Source organism: Rhizobium mulingense (genome assembly GCF_029194105.1).
Lineage (GTDB): Bacteria > Pseudomonadota > Alphaproteobacteria > Rhizobiales > Rhizobiaceae > Rhizobium > Rhizobium mulingense.
Window position 1 is genome coordinate 312,885 of record NZ_JARFVE010000005.1, and the last position, 14,458, is coordinate 327,342.

General features: G+C 60.9%; 15 protein-coding genes and 1 pseudogene. 9 read left to right on the forward strand and 7 right to left on the reverse strand.

Going from position 1 to position 14,458, the window contains the following annotated elements; translation table 11 throughout:
- The first annotated feature begins 41 nt into the window (after positions 1–41).
- Positions 42–920 (forward strand): ABC transporter permease, encoded by an 879-nt coding sequence (locus tag PYR71_RS14130; protein ID WP_183917375.1) that lies wholly within the window; start codon positions 42–44, stop codon positions 918–920.
- The gene (locus PYR71_RS14135) at positions 917–1,711 is read left to right on the forward strand and encodes an ABC transporter ATP-binding protein (RefSeq protein ID WP_275619802.1); all 795 of its coding nucleotides are present in this window, start codon (positions 917–919) and stop codon (positions 1,709–1,711) included. The genes PYR71_RS14130 and PYR71_RS14135 overlap by 4 nt, the downstream gene beginning before the upstream one ends.
- A 56-nt stretch (positions 1,712–1,767) precedes the next feature.
- On the opposite strand, the gene PYR71_RS14140 is transcribed toward PYR71_RS14135, so the two are convergent.
- Together PYR71_RS14140 and PYR71_RS14145 are read right to left on the reverse strand one after the other, a co-directional pair.
- Positions 1,768–2,409: a LysE family translocator gene (locus PYR71_RS14140; protein ID WP_183917371.1), complete on the reverse strand. Its 642-nt coding sequence runs from the start codon at positions 2,407–2,409 to the stop codon at positions 1,768–1,770.
- An 83-nt stretch (positions 2,410–2,492) separates the two neighbouring features.
- Positions 2,493–3,344: an SDR family NAD(P)-dependent oxidoreductase gene (locus tag PYR71_RS14145; protein ID WP_183917369.1), complete on the reverse strand. Its 852-nt coding sequence runs from the start codon at positions 3,342–3,344 to the stop codon at positions 2,493–2,495.
- A gap of 176 nt (positions 3,345–3,520) precedes the next feature.
- Between PYR71_RS14145 and PYR71_RS14150 the strand changes: the two genes are divergently transcribed.
- A complete protein-coding gene (locus tag PYR71_RS14150) occupies positions 3,521–4,744 on the forward strand; it encodes an argininosuccinate synthase (RefSeq protein WP_275619803.1) in 1,224 nt (407 codons plus the stop codon).
- Positions 4,745–4,968: 224 nt separating this feature from the next.
- Positions 4,969–6,267 (forward strand): mechanosensitive ion channel family protein, encoded by a 1,299-nt coding sequence (locus PYR71_RS14155; RefSeq protein WP_183917367.1) that lies wholly within the window; start codon positions 4,969–4,971, stop codon positions 6,265–6,267.
- A 39-nt stretch (positions 6,268–6,306) separates the two neighbouring features.
- Here PYR71_RS14155 and PYR71_RS14160 read toward each other — a convergent pair whose 3' ends face one another.
- Entirely contained in the window at positions 6,307–7,533 is a 1,227-nt protein-coding gene (locus PYR71_RS14160; RefSeq protein ID WP_275619804.1) for an adenylosuccinate synthetase, read from the reverse strand.
- Between the two features lie 56 nt (positions 7,534–7,589).
- Positions 7,590–8,492 carry a hypothetical protein gene (locus tag PYR71_RS14165; RefSeq protein ID WP_275619805.1) on the reverse strand — a complete coding sequence of 301 codons (903 nt, stop codon included), beginning with the start codon at positions 8,490–8,492 and terminating at the stop codon, positions 7,590–7,592.
- Positions 8,493–8,657: 165 nt separating this feature from the next.
- Here PYR71_RS14165 and PYR71_RS14170 point away from each other — a divergent pair, with 165 nt between their 5' ends.
- Positions 8,658–9,326: an NUDIX hydrolase gene (locus tag PYR71_RS14170; protein WP_275619806.1), complete on the forward strand. Its 669-nt coding sequence runs from the start codon at positions 8,658–8,660 to the stop codon at positions 9,324–9,326.
- Positions 9,327–9,439: 113 nt separating this feature from the next.
- Here PYR71_RS14170 and PYR71_RS14175 read toward each other — a convergent pair whose 3' ends face one another.
- Positions 9,440–10,408, reverse strand: coding sequence for a DMT family transporter (locus tag PYR71_RS14175; protein WP_275619899.1), 969 nt, complete (start codon positions 10,406–10,408; stop codon positions 9,440–9,442).
- Between the two features lie 278 nt (positions 10,409–10,686).
- Here PYR71_RS14175 and PYR71_RS14180 point away from each other — a divergent pair, with 278 nt between their 5' ends.
- Positions 10,687–11,601, forward strand: a complete 915-nt coding sequence (locus PYR71_RS14180; protein ID WP_275619807.1) for a LysR family transcriptional regulator — start codon at positions 10,687–10,689, stop codon at positions 11,599–11,601.
- Between the two features lie 44 nt (positions 11,602–11,645).
- On the opposite strand, the gene PYR71_RS14185 is transcribed toward PYR71_RS14180, so the two are convergent.
- Positions 11,646–11,891 (reverse strand): DUF2798 domain-containing protein, encoded by a 246-nt coding sequence (locus tag PYR71_RS14185; protein WP_183917357.1) that lies wholly within the window; start codon positions 11,889–11,891, stop codon positions 11,646–11,648.
- A 254-nt stretch (positions 11,892–12,145) separates the two neighbouring features.
- Between PYR71_RS14185 and PYR71_RS14190 the strand changes: the two are divergent.
- The 3 genes and pseudogenes from PYR71_RS14190 (at position 12,146) to PYR71_RS14200 (ending at position 13,826) form a co-directional block, all read left to right on the forward strand.
- Positions 12,146–12,551 (forward strand): annotated as a pseudogene (locus PYR71_RS14190) (organic hydroperoxide resistance protein).
- A gap of 92 nt (positions 12,552–12,643) precedes the next feature.
- Positions 12,644–13,084: a DUF6130 family protein gene (locus PYR71_RS14195; protein WP_275619808.1), complete on the forward strand. Its 441-nt coding sequence runs from the start codon at positions 12,644–12,646 to the stop codon at positions 13,082–13,084.
- Positions 13,085–13,184: 100 nt separating this feature from the next.
- On the forward strand, positions 13,185–13,826 hold the full coding sequence (locus tag PYR71_RS14200; protein WP_275619809.1) for a LysE family translocator: 642 nt from the start codon (positions 13,185–13,187) through the stop codon (positions 13,824–13,826).
- 1 nt (position 13,827) lies between these two features.
- Here the strand turns inward: PYR71_RS14200 and PYR71_RS14205 are convergent, their stop codons facing one another.
- Positions 13,828–14,259, reverse strand: coding sequence for a hypothetical protein (locus PYR71_RS14205; protein ID WP_183917349.1), 432 nt, complete (start codon positions 14,257–14,259; stop codon positions 13,828–13,830).
- Positions 14,260–14,458: the final 199 nt, after the last annotated feature.

Sequence of the window (14,458 nt, forward strand, 5' to 3'; positions counted from 1 at the left end):
TTCGCGACGGGCGGAACGGAAACAAAAAGGGGCTGAAAGCCTTGAGCCAAATCGCATTCTGGGGGGCCGTCGAGCTCGGCCTGGTCTATTCCTTCGTCGCTCTCGGCGTCTATCTCGCCTTCCGCGTCCTCGATTTTCCCGACCTGACCGTCGACGGTTCCTTTCCGCTGGGTGCAGCGGTCACGGCTGTGCTGATCATCGCCGGCGTCAATGCCTGGCTCGCGGCGCTGATCGCCATGGCCGCGGGTGCGGCTGCGGGCATGGTGACGGCGCTGCTCAATGTGCGCTTCAAGATCCTCAACCTGCTCGCCTCGATCCTGACGATGATCGCCCTGTTCTCCGTCAATCTAAGGGTGATGGGCAAACCCAATGTCGCCCTCATCAATGCCGATACGATGATCAGCCCATTCTTCGGCCATGGCCTTCGCGATTTCTACGTGCGGCCGCTCTTCGTCGGCGTTCTCGTCATCGTCGCGCTCGTCCTGGTCTGGCGCTTCCTCGAAAGCGACGCCGGGCTGGCCATGCGCGCGACCGGCGCCAATGCCAGGATGGCGCGAGCCCAGGGCGTCGACACCAGCCGGCAGATCTATCTCGGCATGGCGATCTCGAATGCGCTGGTGGCGTTCGGCGGTGCCTTGTTTGCCCAGACCAACGGTTTTGCCGACGTCACCTCCGGCGTCGGCACCATCGTCGTCGGTCTTGCCGCCGTCATCATCGGCGAGACCTTGCTCGGGCGGCGCGGGCTATTGATCGCGCTCGTCGGCTGCGTGCTCGGTTCGATCCTCTATCGCATTGCCATCCAGCTGGCGCTGTCGAGCGACGTCATCGGTCTGCAGGCCTCCGATCTCAATTTCGTGACGGCCGTGCTGGTGACCGTGGCACTCATTCTTCCCCGCCTTCGCAGAGGTGCCGCATCGTGATCAGCGTCAAGGATATCAAGGTCGTTTTCGGACGAGGCACGCCGCTGCAGAAGCAGGCGCTGAACGGCGTCAGCCTGACCATCGAGCAGGGCTCCTTCGTGACCGTCATCGGTTCGAACGGCGCCGGCAAATCCACGCTGCTCGGCGTGCTCGCCGGCGACGTCCTGCCGAGCGAGGGACAGGTGCTGATCGGCAAGAATGAGGTGACGCGCAAGTCGACGGCGGCGCGCGCCGGTCTGGTGGCACGCGTCTTCCAGGATCCGCTGACAGGAAGCTGCGGCTCATTGTCTATCGAGGAGAATCTCGCTCTCGCCGCCCGCCGCGGTGAGAAGCGCGGGCTTGTCCCGGCGCTCGGCGGCAAGAGGCGCGATTATTTCAAGGAGCGGATCGCCGAGCTCAATCTCGGGCTGGAAAACCGGCTGAAGGACCGCATGGATCTGCTTTCCGGCGGGCAGCGACAAGCCGTTTCGCTTGTCATGGCGACGCTTGCCGGGTCGGAGGCACTGCTGCTCGACGAACACACGGCAGCGCTCGATCCTGGGATGGCCGAGTTCGTGATGAACCTCACGCAGAAGATCGTGGCCGAGCGCAAGCTGACGACGATGATGGTGACCCATTCCATGCGCCAGGCGCTGGATTACGGCCACCGCACTATCATGCTGCATGGCGGCGAGATCGTTCTCGACGTTGCGGGCGACAACCGAAAGAACCTGCAGGTCGAGGACCTGATCGCCATGTTCCGCAATATGCGCGGCCAGACGCTGGATGACGATGCTTTGCTGATCGGCTGAATCCGACAGCGTGCTGATTGGCTAAGCCAACAGCGGGCTGATCGGCTGAATTCGGCCTATCGAGCCTGGGTGAGCAGGATCTTGGCGGCGAAGATCGAGAAGACGCCGGCGAAGGTATAGTCCATGCCGCGCAGCACCTTTCTGTTGTTCTGCAGCCAGGAGGCCAGCCAGTCGGCGGCAAAGACGACGGCGGCATTAACCGGCATGCCGATCAGGATGAAGCAAAATCCGAGGAAAAGCAGCTTCTGCGTGACGGCCGGGTCTCCGGCGCTGACGAACTGCGGCAGGAAGGTCATGAAGAAGATGATGACCTTGGGGTTCAGGAGGTTGACCCAGAAGCCCGAGGAGATGTTCGAAAGGGTGGTGCCCTTCTGCTCCTCGACCTTGGCGATGGTGAGCTTCGAGCCGAAGCGGATCGCCTGCACCGCCAGCCAGAGCAGATAGGCGGCGCCGCCAGTCTTCAGAGTCAGGAAGGCGGTCGGTGAGGCGGTGATCAGCGCCGAAATGCCGAAGGCAACCAGCATGGTGTGGACGACGATGCCGAGGCTGGTGCCGACGACGACGAAAAGAGCCGCCTTCTTGCCCTGGGCGAGCGCGCGGCTGATCGACAGCGTCATGTCGGGACCCGGGGTTGCCGCAAGTAGCAGCGTCGCGGCGGCAAAGGCGAGAAGGGTCGGCAGGCTGGGCAGAAAGTCCATGGCACACTCGGAAGCCGGAAAGATCTCGCAATCTCTTATCCGGCTTCCGGAAAATTACCAATCAAACCTTCTGATGGCCTCCATTACGTCTGGTCGAGGAAGACCTTGAACTTGTCGGCATAGTCCCTGTGCCAGCGCGACAGCGGCGGCCGGTTCTCGATGATGTCGCCCATCGCCCAGGCCATGCGTCGCTCGTCGACCCCGCGGCTCACATCGTTGTCGGGGCAGAGGATATAGAAATCGCCGCGTGCGAGGCTTTCGACCATGAAATCGACCGTTTGCTCCGGCGTCCAGGCGCCGGCGGGTTTTTCCGCGCGGTCGCCCTTGGTCAGGCCGGTGAAGACGAAGCCCGGGATGAGCAGATGGGCGGAGATTTTTCCACCTTCGATATTACGAAGCTCGTGCTCGAGCGCTTCGGTGAAGACTTTCACGCCGGCCTTCGAGATATTGTAGGCCGGGTTGCCGGGCGGCGTGGTGATGCCCTGCTTCGAGCCGGTGTTGATGATCAGGCCGGGCTCGCCGTGCGACAGCATCTTCGGGCCGAAGACGCGCGTGCCGTTGACAACGCCCATCAGATTGACCGCGAAGATATGATCCCAGTTCGCCTGCGGGCTGAAGATCGAGGTCTCCGGACCAATGCCGGCATTGTTCATCAGCACATGCACGCGGCCGAAACGCTGGAGCACGGCGCGTTCGAGCGCCTCCAGAGAGCCCTTGCTGGCGACGTCGGTCTCAACCGTCATCACATTTTCTTCGCCGGCAATGGCCTTGAGTTCGTCGGCGGCGGCGGCCAGCCGATCGCCGCCGAGATCGGCGATGACGACGCTCATGCCTTGGCCGGCGAAATATTTCGCCGCGGCCAGGCCGATGCCCGACGCGCCGCCGGTGACGACCGCAACATTGGATTTCTTGAAAATGTCTTGAATATTCGTCACGGGCAGCCTCTCCTCGAGCATTGTTCGGACGATGGCGAATATGGGCTCCGCTTTCGCGCTGTCAAACGCTATCGCGCCGGTGGCGCCGCACTTGCCCTTGCGTCACGCGCCAATCTCGCTAAAAGTGCCGCGACACCGGGTTTTCGCCGGCCTTTTATGCAACGGACCTCATCACCATGGCATCATACAAAGACGTGAAGAAAGTCGTGCTCGCCTATTCCGGCGGCCTCGACACCTCGATCATCCTGAAGTGGCTGCAGACGGAACTCGGCGCCGAAGTCGTCACCTTCACCGCCGATCTCGGCCAGGGCGAAGAGCTGGAGCCGGCGCGCAAGAAAGCTGAAATGCTCGGCATCAAGGAGATCTACATCGAGGATGTGCGCGAGGAATTCGTGCGCGATTTCGTCTTCCCGATGTTCCGTGCCAATGCCGTCTACGAAGGCGTCTATCTGCTAGGCACCTCGATCGCCCGGCCGCTGATTTCCAAGCATCTGATCGATATCGCCCGCAAGACCGGCGCCGATGCGATCGCCCACGGCGCGACCGGCAAGGGCAACGACCAGGTTCGTTTCGAGCTGTCCGCCTATGCTTTGAATCCCGACATCAAGATCATCGCGCCGTGGCGCGACTGGGCGTTCAAGAGCCGCACGGAACTGCTGGCCTTCGCCGAACAGCATCAGATCCCGGTCGCCAAGGACAAAAAGGGCGAGGCGCCGTTCTCCGTCGACGCCAACCTGCTGCACTCCTCCTCCGAGGGCAAGGTTCTCGAGGACCCCGCCCAGGAGGCGCCGGAATATGTGCATATGCGCACGATCTCTCCGGAAGCCGCGCCTGATAAGGCGACGGTGATCAAGGTCGGCTTCCGCAAGGGCGACGCCGTCTCGATCAACGGTGTCGAGATGTCGCCGGCGACGCTGCTGGCGACCCTCAACACCTATGGCCGCGACAACGGCATCGGCCGTCTCGACCTCGTCGAGAACCGCTTCGTCGGCATGAAGTCGCGCGGCGTCTACGAAACGCCCGGCGGCACGATTCTGCTTTCGGCGCACCGCGCCATCGAATCGATCACCCTCGACCGCGGGGCCGCTCATCTCAAGGACGAGATCATGCCGCGTTACGCAGAGCTCATCTATTACGGTTTCTGGTTCTCGCCGGAGCGTGAGATGCTGCAGGCGCTGATCGACAAGAGCCAGGAGCATGTCGAAGGTGAAGTGACGCTGAAGCTCTACAAGGGCAATGTCATAGTCATTGGCCGCGAAAGCGAAAAATCGCTCTATTCCGACAAGCTCGTCACTTTCGAGGACGACCAGGGCGCCTACGATCAGAAGGACGCAGCCGGCTTCATCAAGCTCAATGCGCTGCGCCTGCGCACCCTCGGCAAACGGAACCTTGCGAAGTAAACTTGCCTCGCTTTTGAACTGGTCATGCGCCCGCCGGCTTTGTCGCGCGGGCGTTTTCATGGAAGCGGTAGCAAGCCTCACCGCTCTCGTCCACGAAATCCGCGGCAACGATGTCAAAGCGTGACGGCCATGTGGCGGAACTCGATTACCACTGACGTGGGCAAATTGAACAAAAATAGGGTCGACGCCTTTATCTGCCTTGAAGGGCTACAAAGGCCGGAACCATGGATGTCAGGCAGACAATCGACGCGTTCGAACAGTGGTTCCGAACGTTTGTCTTCAGCGAATGGACACTCTACCAATTCGGGATTATCGCCGTCGGTTACGTCGCAGCGTCGTTCTTGGCATCACGCACGGAACCCGCGTTGGAAGCGAAGGCCAGGCGCATCAAAGGCAATCCGGACCTCTTGCGCGTCATAATCGCCTTCATGCGGCGCTTGAAGTGGCTCTTTCTTGCGGTATGGCTGTGGCTTGCCAACGTCGTTCTCACTCAAAACACCTGGCCGTCGCAACGATGGCTCGTCTCGACTGCCCTGACGCTGACGGCAGCGTGGTTCATCGTCTCGGTACTGACCAAGATCATTCATAATCCTACCTTGTCGCGTGCGGTGGCAATCGTCAGTTGGAGCTACGTCGCGTTGTACGCGCTCCGCCTTGACGGTCCGGTGCTTTCCGCGCTCGATGGCCTGGCTGTCAATCTGGGGGCCGTGCGGCTTTCACTCCTTCTTGTGCTGAAAGCGGTCGTCTTGGCTGTCGCGCTCATCTGGGTGGCGGTTCTCGTCGGCAATGTCCTGTCCCGTTGGGTGCAGAGGTCGGGCGATCTTTCGCCATCGATCAAGGTCCTGATCAGCAAGTTCATAAAAATCGGCTTGATCATGATCGCCGGCGCAATTGCCCTATCAGCGACCGGCATCGACCTTACCGCATTGACGGTTTTTTCCGGCGCGGTCGGCGTCGGAATAGGTTTCGGCCTTCAGAAAGTCGTATCGAATTTCATCTCGGGCATCATTATCCTGCTCGATAAATCCATCAAGCCTGGCGACACCATCACGCTCGGCGATACTTTCGGTTCGATCCGCGACTTGCGCTCGCGATTCGTGTCGGTGATCACGCGTGACGGCAAAGAATACCTGATCCCCAACGAGGACTTCATTTCTCAACAGGTCGTCAACTGGTCGTTCTCCAGTGACTACGTCAGGATCGATGTCGACTTCGGTACGGCTTATGACAGCGATCCACATGAAGTCGCTCGAATCGCAATCGCGACTGCCTCTACGGTCGATCGCGTCGCTAACGATTACCGGGCGCCGGTATGCTGGCTTACCTGCTTTGGCGCTTCGTCGCTTGATTTCCGGCTCCGCTTCTGGATCTCCGATCCCGCAAATGGTCTGACGAATGTCAGGGGCCAGGTGCTGATGGCGCTTTGGGACGCATTCAAGGAAGCCGGCGTGTCGATCCCGTTCCCGCACCGGGAAATCATCATGAGGACGCCTGTCGAGATCAAGCAGTCGCGCCAGGACTAAGCGACGATAGTGAGCCCACCGGCAAATGCCGAGCGGGCCTTATTGCTTCGTGAATGACGCGACGGCTGCTTCGAGATAGAGCCTGACATCACGGCGACGCGGTCCCCAGCTCTCGGCCCAGAGCGGCAGGCCGACGAAACCGGCTATATCAGGCGCGGCCTTGGCAGGATCAAGCCGGATTACTTCCTCTTGATCGGTGACAGCAAAGCCGTCTTCCGTCTGATCGAGACAGGTTACCGCCAGCCCGGCTTTGACCGCAATACCGCTGCGATCCGAGGTCAGATCATCTGCGATGGCCTCGCGGAGCGTAAAAAGATCAAGCGGCGCGAGCCTTAGGCTACCTTGCCATTCGTTCGGTGCGTTGGTGGGGTCGACGACATTGACGCCAAGGAGCGTGGGAACCTCCCCCTTGAGGGGGCCTGCGCCGTGGCGGGTGGTGTAGCAGCGCGTCGCATATAACGCGTCCAACTCTGTGACACCAGCCTCGGCGGCGATCGCGCGTATATTTGCCAGACCGGTGTTCGAACGGGTGACGTGAGGAAATGCGCCCAGGTTTTGATCGAGGCATAGGCCTTGTGCCGCCTCGAAGATGACCGCGCCGCGTTCGCATAGCCGTCGGTCGGGCCACAGCGTGACGTGGTCGAGATAGGCGGCGCAATCCGCTTCGAAGCCGGCGATGGTGATTTCATCAGCCAATACGGCAGCCAGTTCTTCGGGTAAGGCGGTGATGCCGAGCGCGGCGAGCCGTCCAGGCACCCAGCTGTCGCGGATCGAAACAAGACGGGCGTGCAGATCGGGGCGGAACAGATCCTTTGTCGAAAGGGCGAATTGGGGCTGCAGGTTGCGCTCGATAGTCTCGCCGAAGCCGAGGCCGCAGCTTCCGTGGCGGGCAGCGCCCCGCGCCAGTTCCACAGCCTGGTTGATCAGGATGTCGAAAGGCGTGGTGATCAGGGCGCGCGGGTCGCTGCTGATCTGAGGCTTCGCACCCCGCTCGTTGAGAGCGGACAGCTCGTCGAGAAACAGCATCGGGTGAGCAACGAAGAAGCGGCTGAAATGCGTGGAAGCTCCGGCGAAGCTGCCCGAGCCGATGTGATGGAAGACATGGCGGCGGCCGGCGGGATCGACCACGGTGTGGCCAGCCTGAGCGCCGCCATTGCTGCGAACCACCACGGCCCCCGGCGTGGCTGCGGCAAGGCGGTCGACCATCAGCCCCTTGCCTTCGTCGCCATAAAGCGCGCCGATCACGGCTTGTGCTTGGATACTCATCATTCTGCTCCTCAATTGCCTCGGAGCGTCGCGCCGGGGCAGTCAGAGTACCTGGCTTAGAAGAACGGCAGCAGACGCCGGTTCGGGCGTTCACCGATGGCCTTGGCGACCACTGCCGCAGCCGCGTCCGGCCAGCTCGCGGCCACATCGGCGGCCTCGCGGCCTTCGGTAATTTCAATGATGGAAACTACCAATTCGGCAATGCGCCTGTGATCATCGAGTACGAAGGTTCGGCCGGGCAGCAAGGGTTGCCAGCTCTGCAGCACCCGGTTGAGCCGGGTGGCCGCATAGCCTTCACGGATGACGATGTGAAAGACTTCATAGGATCTTTGCGCCATCGCAAGACATTCTTGTGCACTCAGGCCGCGCGGCGGTTCGACGCCGAAGATGCGAGAAATCTGATGGGCGGCCAGGCCATTGTGAATCGGTTCGTCTCCGATGGTGAAGAGATAACCCTTGCGGCCGCGCCTTTCGAAGGCATCGGTCGAGGTTTTGAGGGCCGCGAGCAGGTGAGCGGCGCTATAGCTTTCGCCGTCATTGCCGCCCCCATTGCCTTCCAGCCATAAGGCACGGATCTGGCTGGCAAGCGAGATATCGGCTTCGAACTGGGTGGCCTGCAGAGGGGCGGCATCGGTGAACGCGTCTCCGACTGCTGCGACCATGATGTGCGGATCGGATACCGGCCGGCGATCGTAGATCTCCGATGTCAGGGTGATGAGCCCGCCGCGCATCAGCTCATGGGCGATCATGCCCATCGAGCCGGTCACGTCCGCGGCCAGAATAATCGGAGTCGATTGCGGGTTGTAGGCGCTGTCGCGGCTCTCTCGAGTGGAAAAGCGCGCCGGGTCGAACCGCGGATCGATGCCGGTGGCGCCGAATACTTCGGCTCGACTGCGGCCATCCACATGGAGTGCGTTATAGGCCGCCCAGTCGGCCGTGCTGAAACGTCCCATCCCCATGACATACTCCTTTGCTGTTGCCTGGTGAGCGGCGCGGCCCTTTGTCCGCCGTCCCGTCTACTCTCTATATAGAATTGCAATTTGCATTTTGCAAGTTGCTATTTGCGAATTGTGATTTTTTCGAGTGGCCGCTATGAGGGATGAGAGGACGGCAGGGACATAGAGATGGCAGGGGCTGAATTCGCACGACCGATCGTGACGGTCGACATCGTCTTGCTGACGCTGCAGGAAGGAAAGCTATGCGCGGCGTTGCTTCAGCGTCCTGGCGAGCCGTTTGCCGGTATTCCGGCGCTGATCGGCGGCTATGTGCACACAGACGAGGACGCCGACGCCGAGGCGGCGGTCCAGCGCATCCTCAGTTCCAAGGCCGGCCTTGAGGGCATATTCTTCGAGCAGCTCCGGACCTTCGCATCGGCGCGACGAGATCCTCGCGACTGGTCGGTATCGATCGCGTATTTTGCGCTGGTCCCGCGGGGAGCTTTAGAAGACAGTGCCAGTACGCTGGAGTTGCGGCCAGTCGAAGCCGCGGGCAAGCTGCCCTTCGACCACAATGAAATCGTGGATGCCGCGGTGGAGCGGCTGCGCGGCAAAGGCGCCTATTCGACCCTTCCGGCGAGGCTGCTTCCCGCGGTCTTTACGATGTCGGAACTGCAGGCGATTTATGAAACGGTGATGGGCGAACGGCTGGATCCAAGTGCCTTTCGCCGCAAGATCAACGACCTGGATCTGCTCGAAGTGGTCGAGGGCGAAAAGCGACAGACCGAGCGGGCCCGGCGACCAACGACGCTCTACCGGCTGAAAATGCCAGTTGCCGTGTTCGACCGAAAAATTTGAACGGGTCGGTCACCGATTGGATCGTGGGGCGAGCATGGTGAAAACATCGGCTTCGGGCGAGACCCTGCAGTCCCTTGACGAGTTGCCACGACCGCTTATTCTGCCTCATCCCCTCACTGCTGCGCAAGCAATGTCTTTCCCGATGCAAATTGGCGATCGTAGAAAATTCGTACCGACAGAACGACGCCGGCGATCAGAACAACCACACCAGCGACTTCGATCGGGGTTGGCCAACGGGCATGAACGACAAGTCCCCCGATGACACCAAAGGCTGTTTCCGAAACGATCAATTGCGCGGCCAGGGCGACGGGCAGGCTGCGTGAGGCAATGTTCCAGGCCCAGACACCGCCTACGGTTGCCAGCAGCGCCAAAGATGCTCCCCAAAGATACAAGCTGCCGGCAGCAGTCCAGCTGAATCCCAACGCTGGCAGCTTAAAGAGGTCCATCGCGGCGCCGACGGGGTAAAAGGCAAGCATCAGTACGCAACCGCCCACCAGTATCAGCGCCGACCACACGCCTGAGGGCATTTCAGGTCGGGCGGCGAGGGCAGCCTGATTGGCAAGAGCGAACCAGACCCAGAGTCCCACGGCAGCAAGCGCCAGCGGCACGCCGACCCACAAGGAGCCGACGGAGTTCAATCCTTCAGCGGTGAATGCCGTGCCATTGACTAGAACAAGGCCGATGAGCACCAGCGCCAGAGGCGCCACAAGGGACCGCCACCGCAAGGATCCCTGACGCTGATTGCCAATGACCATCAAGACGATCGGTACCAGGCCGAGGAAGGCTGGCGCAATGACAGGGCCGGCGAAGATGGCCGCTCCCGTTACCGTCAGGAAGTAACCGACATATCCCACGAAGGCGAGCCAAAGGGCCTGCAGAACGTTCCGGAGGGTGAGATGGCGCGCGACGTGCTTCTCCGAAAATAGGATGAACAGGCCGACTAGGGCCGAGACGAGATGACGGATGAGAGCGAAATCGAAGGTGGAATAGTCGCCAATGATGAAGGGCACGATAAAGTTGAGCGAAAAGGCAAAGGCCGCAAAGAGAGCGGCCGACACACCGATATAGAAAGATCTGTCCATAATCTTCACCCCTTTGACGTTGCGCGCTCTGAGCTTTGCCTCCGTCACGCCGAATTTTCTGATCGAATAGCTGGAATTTACTGGCCGAGAGCCTTGGCCGGTACTTGGTGAAAATGAGAGCCACCCTCTCGATGCTCATCGATCGGGCGTCGTGTGCGGTGCGCCCCAGCGGCCGTCGCGCTAGAGGAATACGCTTCAATCGAACAGCCGCAACGCCTATCCAGCAGAACCGATTTTTCATATCCTCGATCATCACGGCTTCTAATCGTCGGGGCGTTATGGATCGGCTTGATGCAATGCGGGTTCTGCTTGCGGTGGTTGATGCCGGGAGCTTGTCGGCGGGCAGCCGGAAGCTGAACGCACCGCTGCCGAGCGTCAGCCGCAAGGTCGCCGATCTGGAGCGATATCTCGGCACCAACCTCATCATCCGAACAAGCCGCAACCTTCAGCTCACAGATGCTGGTCGCGACTATGTCGAGGCGGCGCGCAAGATTATCGCCGATCTGGAGGAGGTCGAACGCAGGGCATCGGGCGAGTATCAGATGCCGCGGGGGCTGTTGACCATCACGATGCCGATCGAATTCGGCCACCGCTATGTTCTGCCGATCGCACTTGAGTTCGCGAACAAGCATCCGGAGGTGACGCTGAACATTCTTTCACTCGACCGCTCCGTTCATCTGATCAATGAGCAGGTCGACGTCGCTATCCGACTTGGTGAGTTGGTCGACAGTTCGCTCTACGCCGTCAAGGCCGGCGAGTTCCGTCTGCTGAGCTGCGCCAGCCCGGCCTATCTGGAACGGCATGGCATGCCGCAGCATCCCACCGAGCTCGCCAATCACGATGGGATCATGTTTCACAAGCGGTCGTTCTTTTGGAGTTTCGAGATCGACGGAAAGACCGTCGAGGTCATGCCACGCAGCCGAATTGAGGTGAACACGGCGGCCAATTGCGTTGCCGCCGCACTGAATGGGGTCGGGATCGCCCGCCTGTTCGACTACCAAGTTCCGGAGGAGGTGTCCGCGGGCGCGCTCGTGCAGATCTTGAAGGAGTATGACGGCGAGCCCAAGCCGATCCACATCGTCTATTCGCGTCAGGGCTTACTCGCTCTGAAGGTGCGCGCCTTCATCGATTGGGCGCTCCCCCGGCTTCGCGCGGCTTGCGGCAGCTATGGCGATGTGCCGTCACCGAAATGAAGCGCCTACTCTTTGACGATGGCCGCGGCGAAGCGTGGCCATCGTCACATTGATGGTTGCTCTTCCGCGTCACGGATAACGCGATCGATTTGCGCCTGAAGGCGAGGACCGATCAGCAGGATGGCGGGGATGACGATGAGATAGGCAATGCTCCACGAGCGCAGCCATGTCAGGACGAAACCCTTCGAGAATCCCAGATTGAGCGCGAGCAGCGTGAAAGAGATCAGCCCTGTCGTCACGACTCCCATCGACAGAGCGAAGACGATCTTGCGTTTGAAATGCGTGTTCATGTCGGTCTCCCGGACGGATGTGAAAGTGGGATCGCTTCAGCGGTCGCGATTTCGGTTTGGTGCCCTAAAGATCGCGTAACTCCGGCACCGGCGGTAGCGAGAGAAAATGATAGGCTCACTCTCGCTTCTACTCGCTACCGGGGTGGTATTCCGAGGCTCATCTTCCCATCATCGTGGTCCAACACCCATTGATCCTGGGCGCGCAAGTCGGCCGCCGCAACACCGCCGGCTGAAATCCAGCAAGGAGTATCCGAATGTCGACAGTCATCTACACAGGTAAAACCAGCACCACCGGCGGGCGCGACGGCGCGTCGCGCAGCTCCGATGGACGTCTCGACGTGACATTGTCCCCGCCCGGTTCCTCGGGTGTAGGCACCAATCCCGAGCAGCTCTTCGCTGCGGGTTGGTCCGCCCGTTTCCTCGGCGCGATCGGAAGAGCCGCCGCGGAGCGCCAGCTTCGCGTGCCCGCCGCCGATGCCATCAATGCCGAGATCGACTTGGTCTCGAATGACGGCGGCTATGTGCTGCAGGCGCGGCTGAATGCGAAGCTGCCGGGCATCGAGATGGATCTCGCCAGGTCTCTGATCGAGCGTGCGCACCAGCTCTGCCCTTATTCCAAAGCAACCCGCGGCAATCGCGGTCGAACTTAACGTCGCCTGATCAGTCTCCGATCCAGGCTTCCAATCCGATATCGCGCCGTCGTCCCGAGAAGATGTGGGCCATGACCGGCGCGAACACCAGAGGATGTTGTCATGACCACGATCGCAAAAGCCCTCGCAGCGGCAGCTTTACTGCTTGCCGCCGGCACCCCCATCTACGCGGAAACGGCGACGCAGTTCCTTCCCATCAAAAACGAGGCTGCACCGAAACTCTTCGTCGATCAGCCCCTTGCGGGACCGCTCGCCAGCCGAGCGGTGGCCATCATTCCCTATCGAACCGAGAATTTCCGCATCCTGCCAATCTTTGGCGCCAGCGCCAGCGATGTCTCGCCGAGGGCCGGTCACCTTCATGTCAGCATTGACGGCCTGCCTTGGCGGTGGGCCGATGCGGGCGGCACCGGCGCTATCGTCCTCACCGCCCTGCCGCCAGGCGAGCACAAGGTGCTCATCGAAATGGCCACGCCGGAACATGAAGTGCTGGGCGGAAAGGTCGTGAAGTTTATCGTACCGGTAATCAACAGCGCGCATCATTAGAGCCAATTCGGTGATGGCTACGAAAGCCGGAAGCCGCCGCCATGCCCTTGACGGATGCCGGGGATGACTTACTCTGCCTCGATCACCTCGGAGCATTTCCATGACGCAGTCCCTGCTCTTCGGCGCCTTCCTGGCGGCGCTCTTCTACGTGCTCATCCCCGGACCCGCTTTCCTGCAGCTGCTCGGCATCGGCGCCGGGCAGGGGCGCAAGGCCGGGGCCTTCTTCATGATGGGGCATCTGGTCGGAGATCTGATCTGGTCGTCGCTGGCGCTGATCGCGATCGTCGGCGCGAAGACGATCGGCACCTTCATCTTCGATCTGCTCGGCCTCGCTTGCGGTTTCTATCTTGCCTGGATCGGCTGGAGCGCGGTCAACGCAAAGCCGAAAGCGGAAGGGCAGTCGCTGGTCGTGGTCGAGCGGCCGTTCCGGCGCGGCCTGCTCTTCGGCGTCACCAATCCGAAGGGGTATCCGGTGGCGCTCGCCACCTTCACGGCGCTGGTTGCGGGCTCCGCCGGCGCGCTCGATTTCGAGGCACTGCCGGTGCTTCTCGGCGTGTCCTTCGTGGGTTTCGTGACGGCCGACATCATCCTGATCGGCATTATCGGTGCCGGCGCGGTGCGGCGCTTCTATCGCGCCCATGAACGGCTGATCGTGCGCTGCTCCGGCGTCCTCTTCATGGGTTTTGCCGCCCAGGCGCTATGGCACGCGACGCCCGGCCTCATCGGCTGGCGCAAGGCCTGATTCAGCCGTCCAGGAAATTGACGACCGATTTCAGCGTCTGAACGTCGCTGGGATCGCCGATCGACATGGCGACCTGCAGCTGGTTCTTGTAGTAATCGAGGAAATTGAAGCTCGTGCCGTCGGTAACGTTGGAGAGGTCGATAACATTGCCGAGCGGATCGATCGCATGCATCGGCAACGGCTCGGAGATCGCGGCGTAGGTGCTCTGATCGATCACGCCGCTGTCGAAGCTTTGGCGCGCGTAGGAGCGCAACTCTCCGGGGCTGACGGCAGTAAAATCGAGCCCCTCATCGAGGCCGCCTTCGATCTGGAACGAGACGGGGGTCGGAGCCTTTGTCTCGATGTGAATATCGGCAGTCTTCGAACTTTTTGCGTTATTAGGGTTGTTTTTAAATAGCAAACTCTGAGAAGACCGCAGGGAAAAAATTTCCATGACGCATGTCCCCTGGCAGGAAGATCACCCGGAAACTAGCGCTTGCGCCTGATTCGCGTCAATCGTTAACAAATGGTTAATTTTTACGCGTCAAATTTTGTCCACCAGATTTTACGGATGTCCACCGGCAGGCGAGGCAAAAGGCCAGCCTGCGACATACCAATTCTCAGGCCGCTCTCCTATATTGACGATCCATTCG

Excerpts from the sequence above, each read along its gene's own strand:
- PYR71_RS14200 (WP_275619809.1), top strand. The coding sequence starts at position 13,185 with ATGACGCAGTCCCTGCTCTTCGGCGCCTTCCTGGCGGCGCTCTTCTAC.
- PYR71_RS14175 (WP_275619899.1), bottom strand. The coding sequence starts at position 10,408 with ATGGACAGATCTTTCTATATCGGTGTGTCGGCCGCTCTCTTTGCGGCC.
- PYR71_RS14180 (WP_275619807.1), top strand. The coding sequence starts at position 10,687 with ATGGATCGGCTTGATGCAATGCGGGTTCTGCTTGCGGTGGTTGATGCC.
- PYR71_RS14150 (WP_275619803.1), top strand. The coding sequence starts at position 3,521 with ATGGCATCATACAAAGACGTGAAGAAAGTCGTGCTCGCCTATTCCGGC.
- PYR71_RS14165 (WP_275619805.1), bottom strand. The coding sequence starts at position 8,492 with ATGGGGATGGGACGTTTCAGCACGGCCGACTGGGCGGCCTATAACGCA.
- PYR71_RS14140 (WP_183917371.1), bottom strand. The coding sequence starts at position 2,409 with ATGGACTTTCTGCCCAGCCTGCCGACCCTTCTCGCCTTTGCCGCCGCG.
- PYR71_RS14155 (WP_183917367.1), top strand. The coding sequence starts at position 4,969 with ATGGATGTCAGGCAGACAATCGACGCGTTCGAACAGTGGTTCCGAACG.
- PYR71_RS14195 (WP_275619808.1), top strand. The coding sequence starts at position 12,644 with ATGACCACGATCGCAAAAGCCCTCGCAGCGGCAGCTTTACTGCTTGCC.
- PYR71_RS14205 (WP_183917349.1), bottom strand. The coding sequence starts at position 14,259 with ATGGAAATTTTTTCCCTGCGGTCTTCTCAGAGTTTGCTATTTAAAAAC.
- PYR71_RS14160 (WP_275619804.1), bottom strand. The coding sequence starts at position 7,533 with ATGAGTATCCAAGCACAAGCCGTGATCGGCGCGCTTTATGGCGACGAA.
- PYR71_RS14170 (WP_275619806.1), top strand. The coding sequence starts at position 8,658 with ATGGCAGGGGCTGAATTCGCACGACCGATCGTGACGGTCGACATCGTC.
- PYR71_RS14185 (WP_183917357.1), bottom strand. The coding sequence starts at position 11,891 with ATGAACACGCATTTCAAACGCAAGATCGTCTTCGCTCTGTCGATGGGA.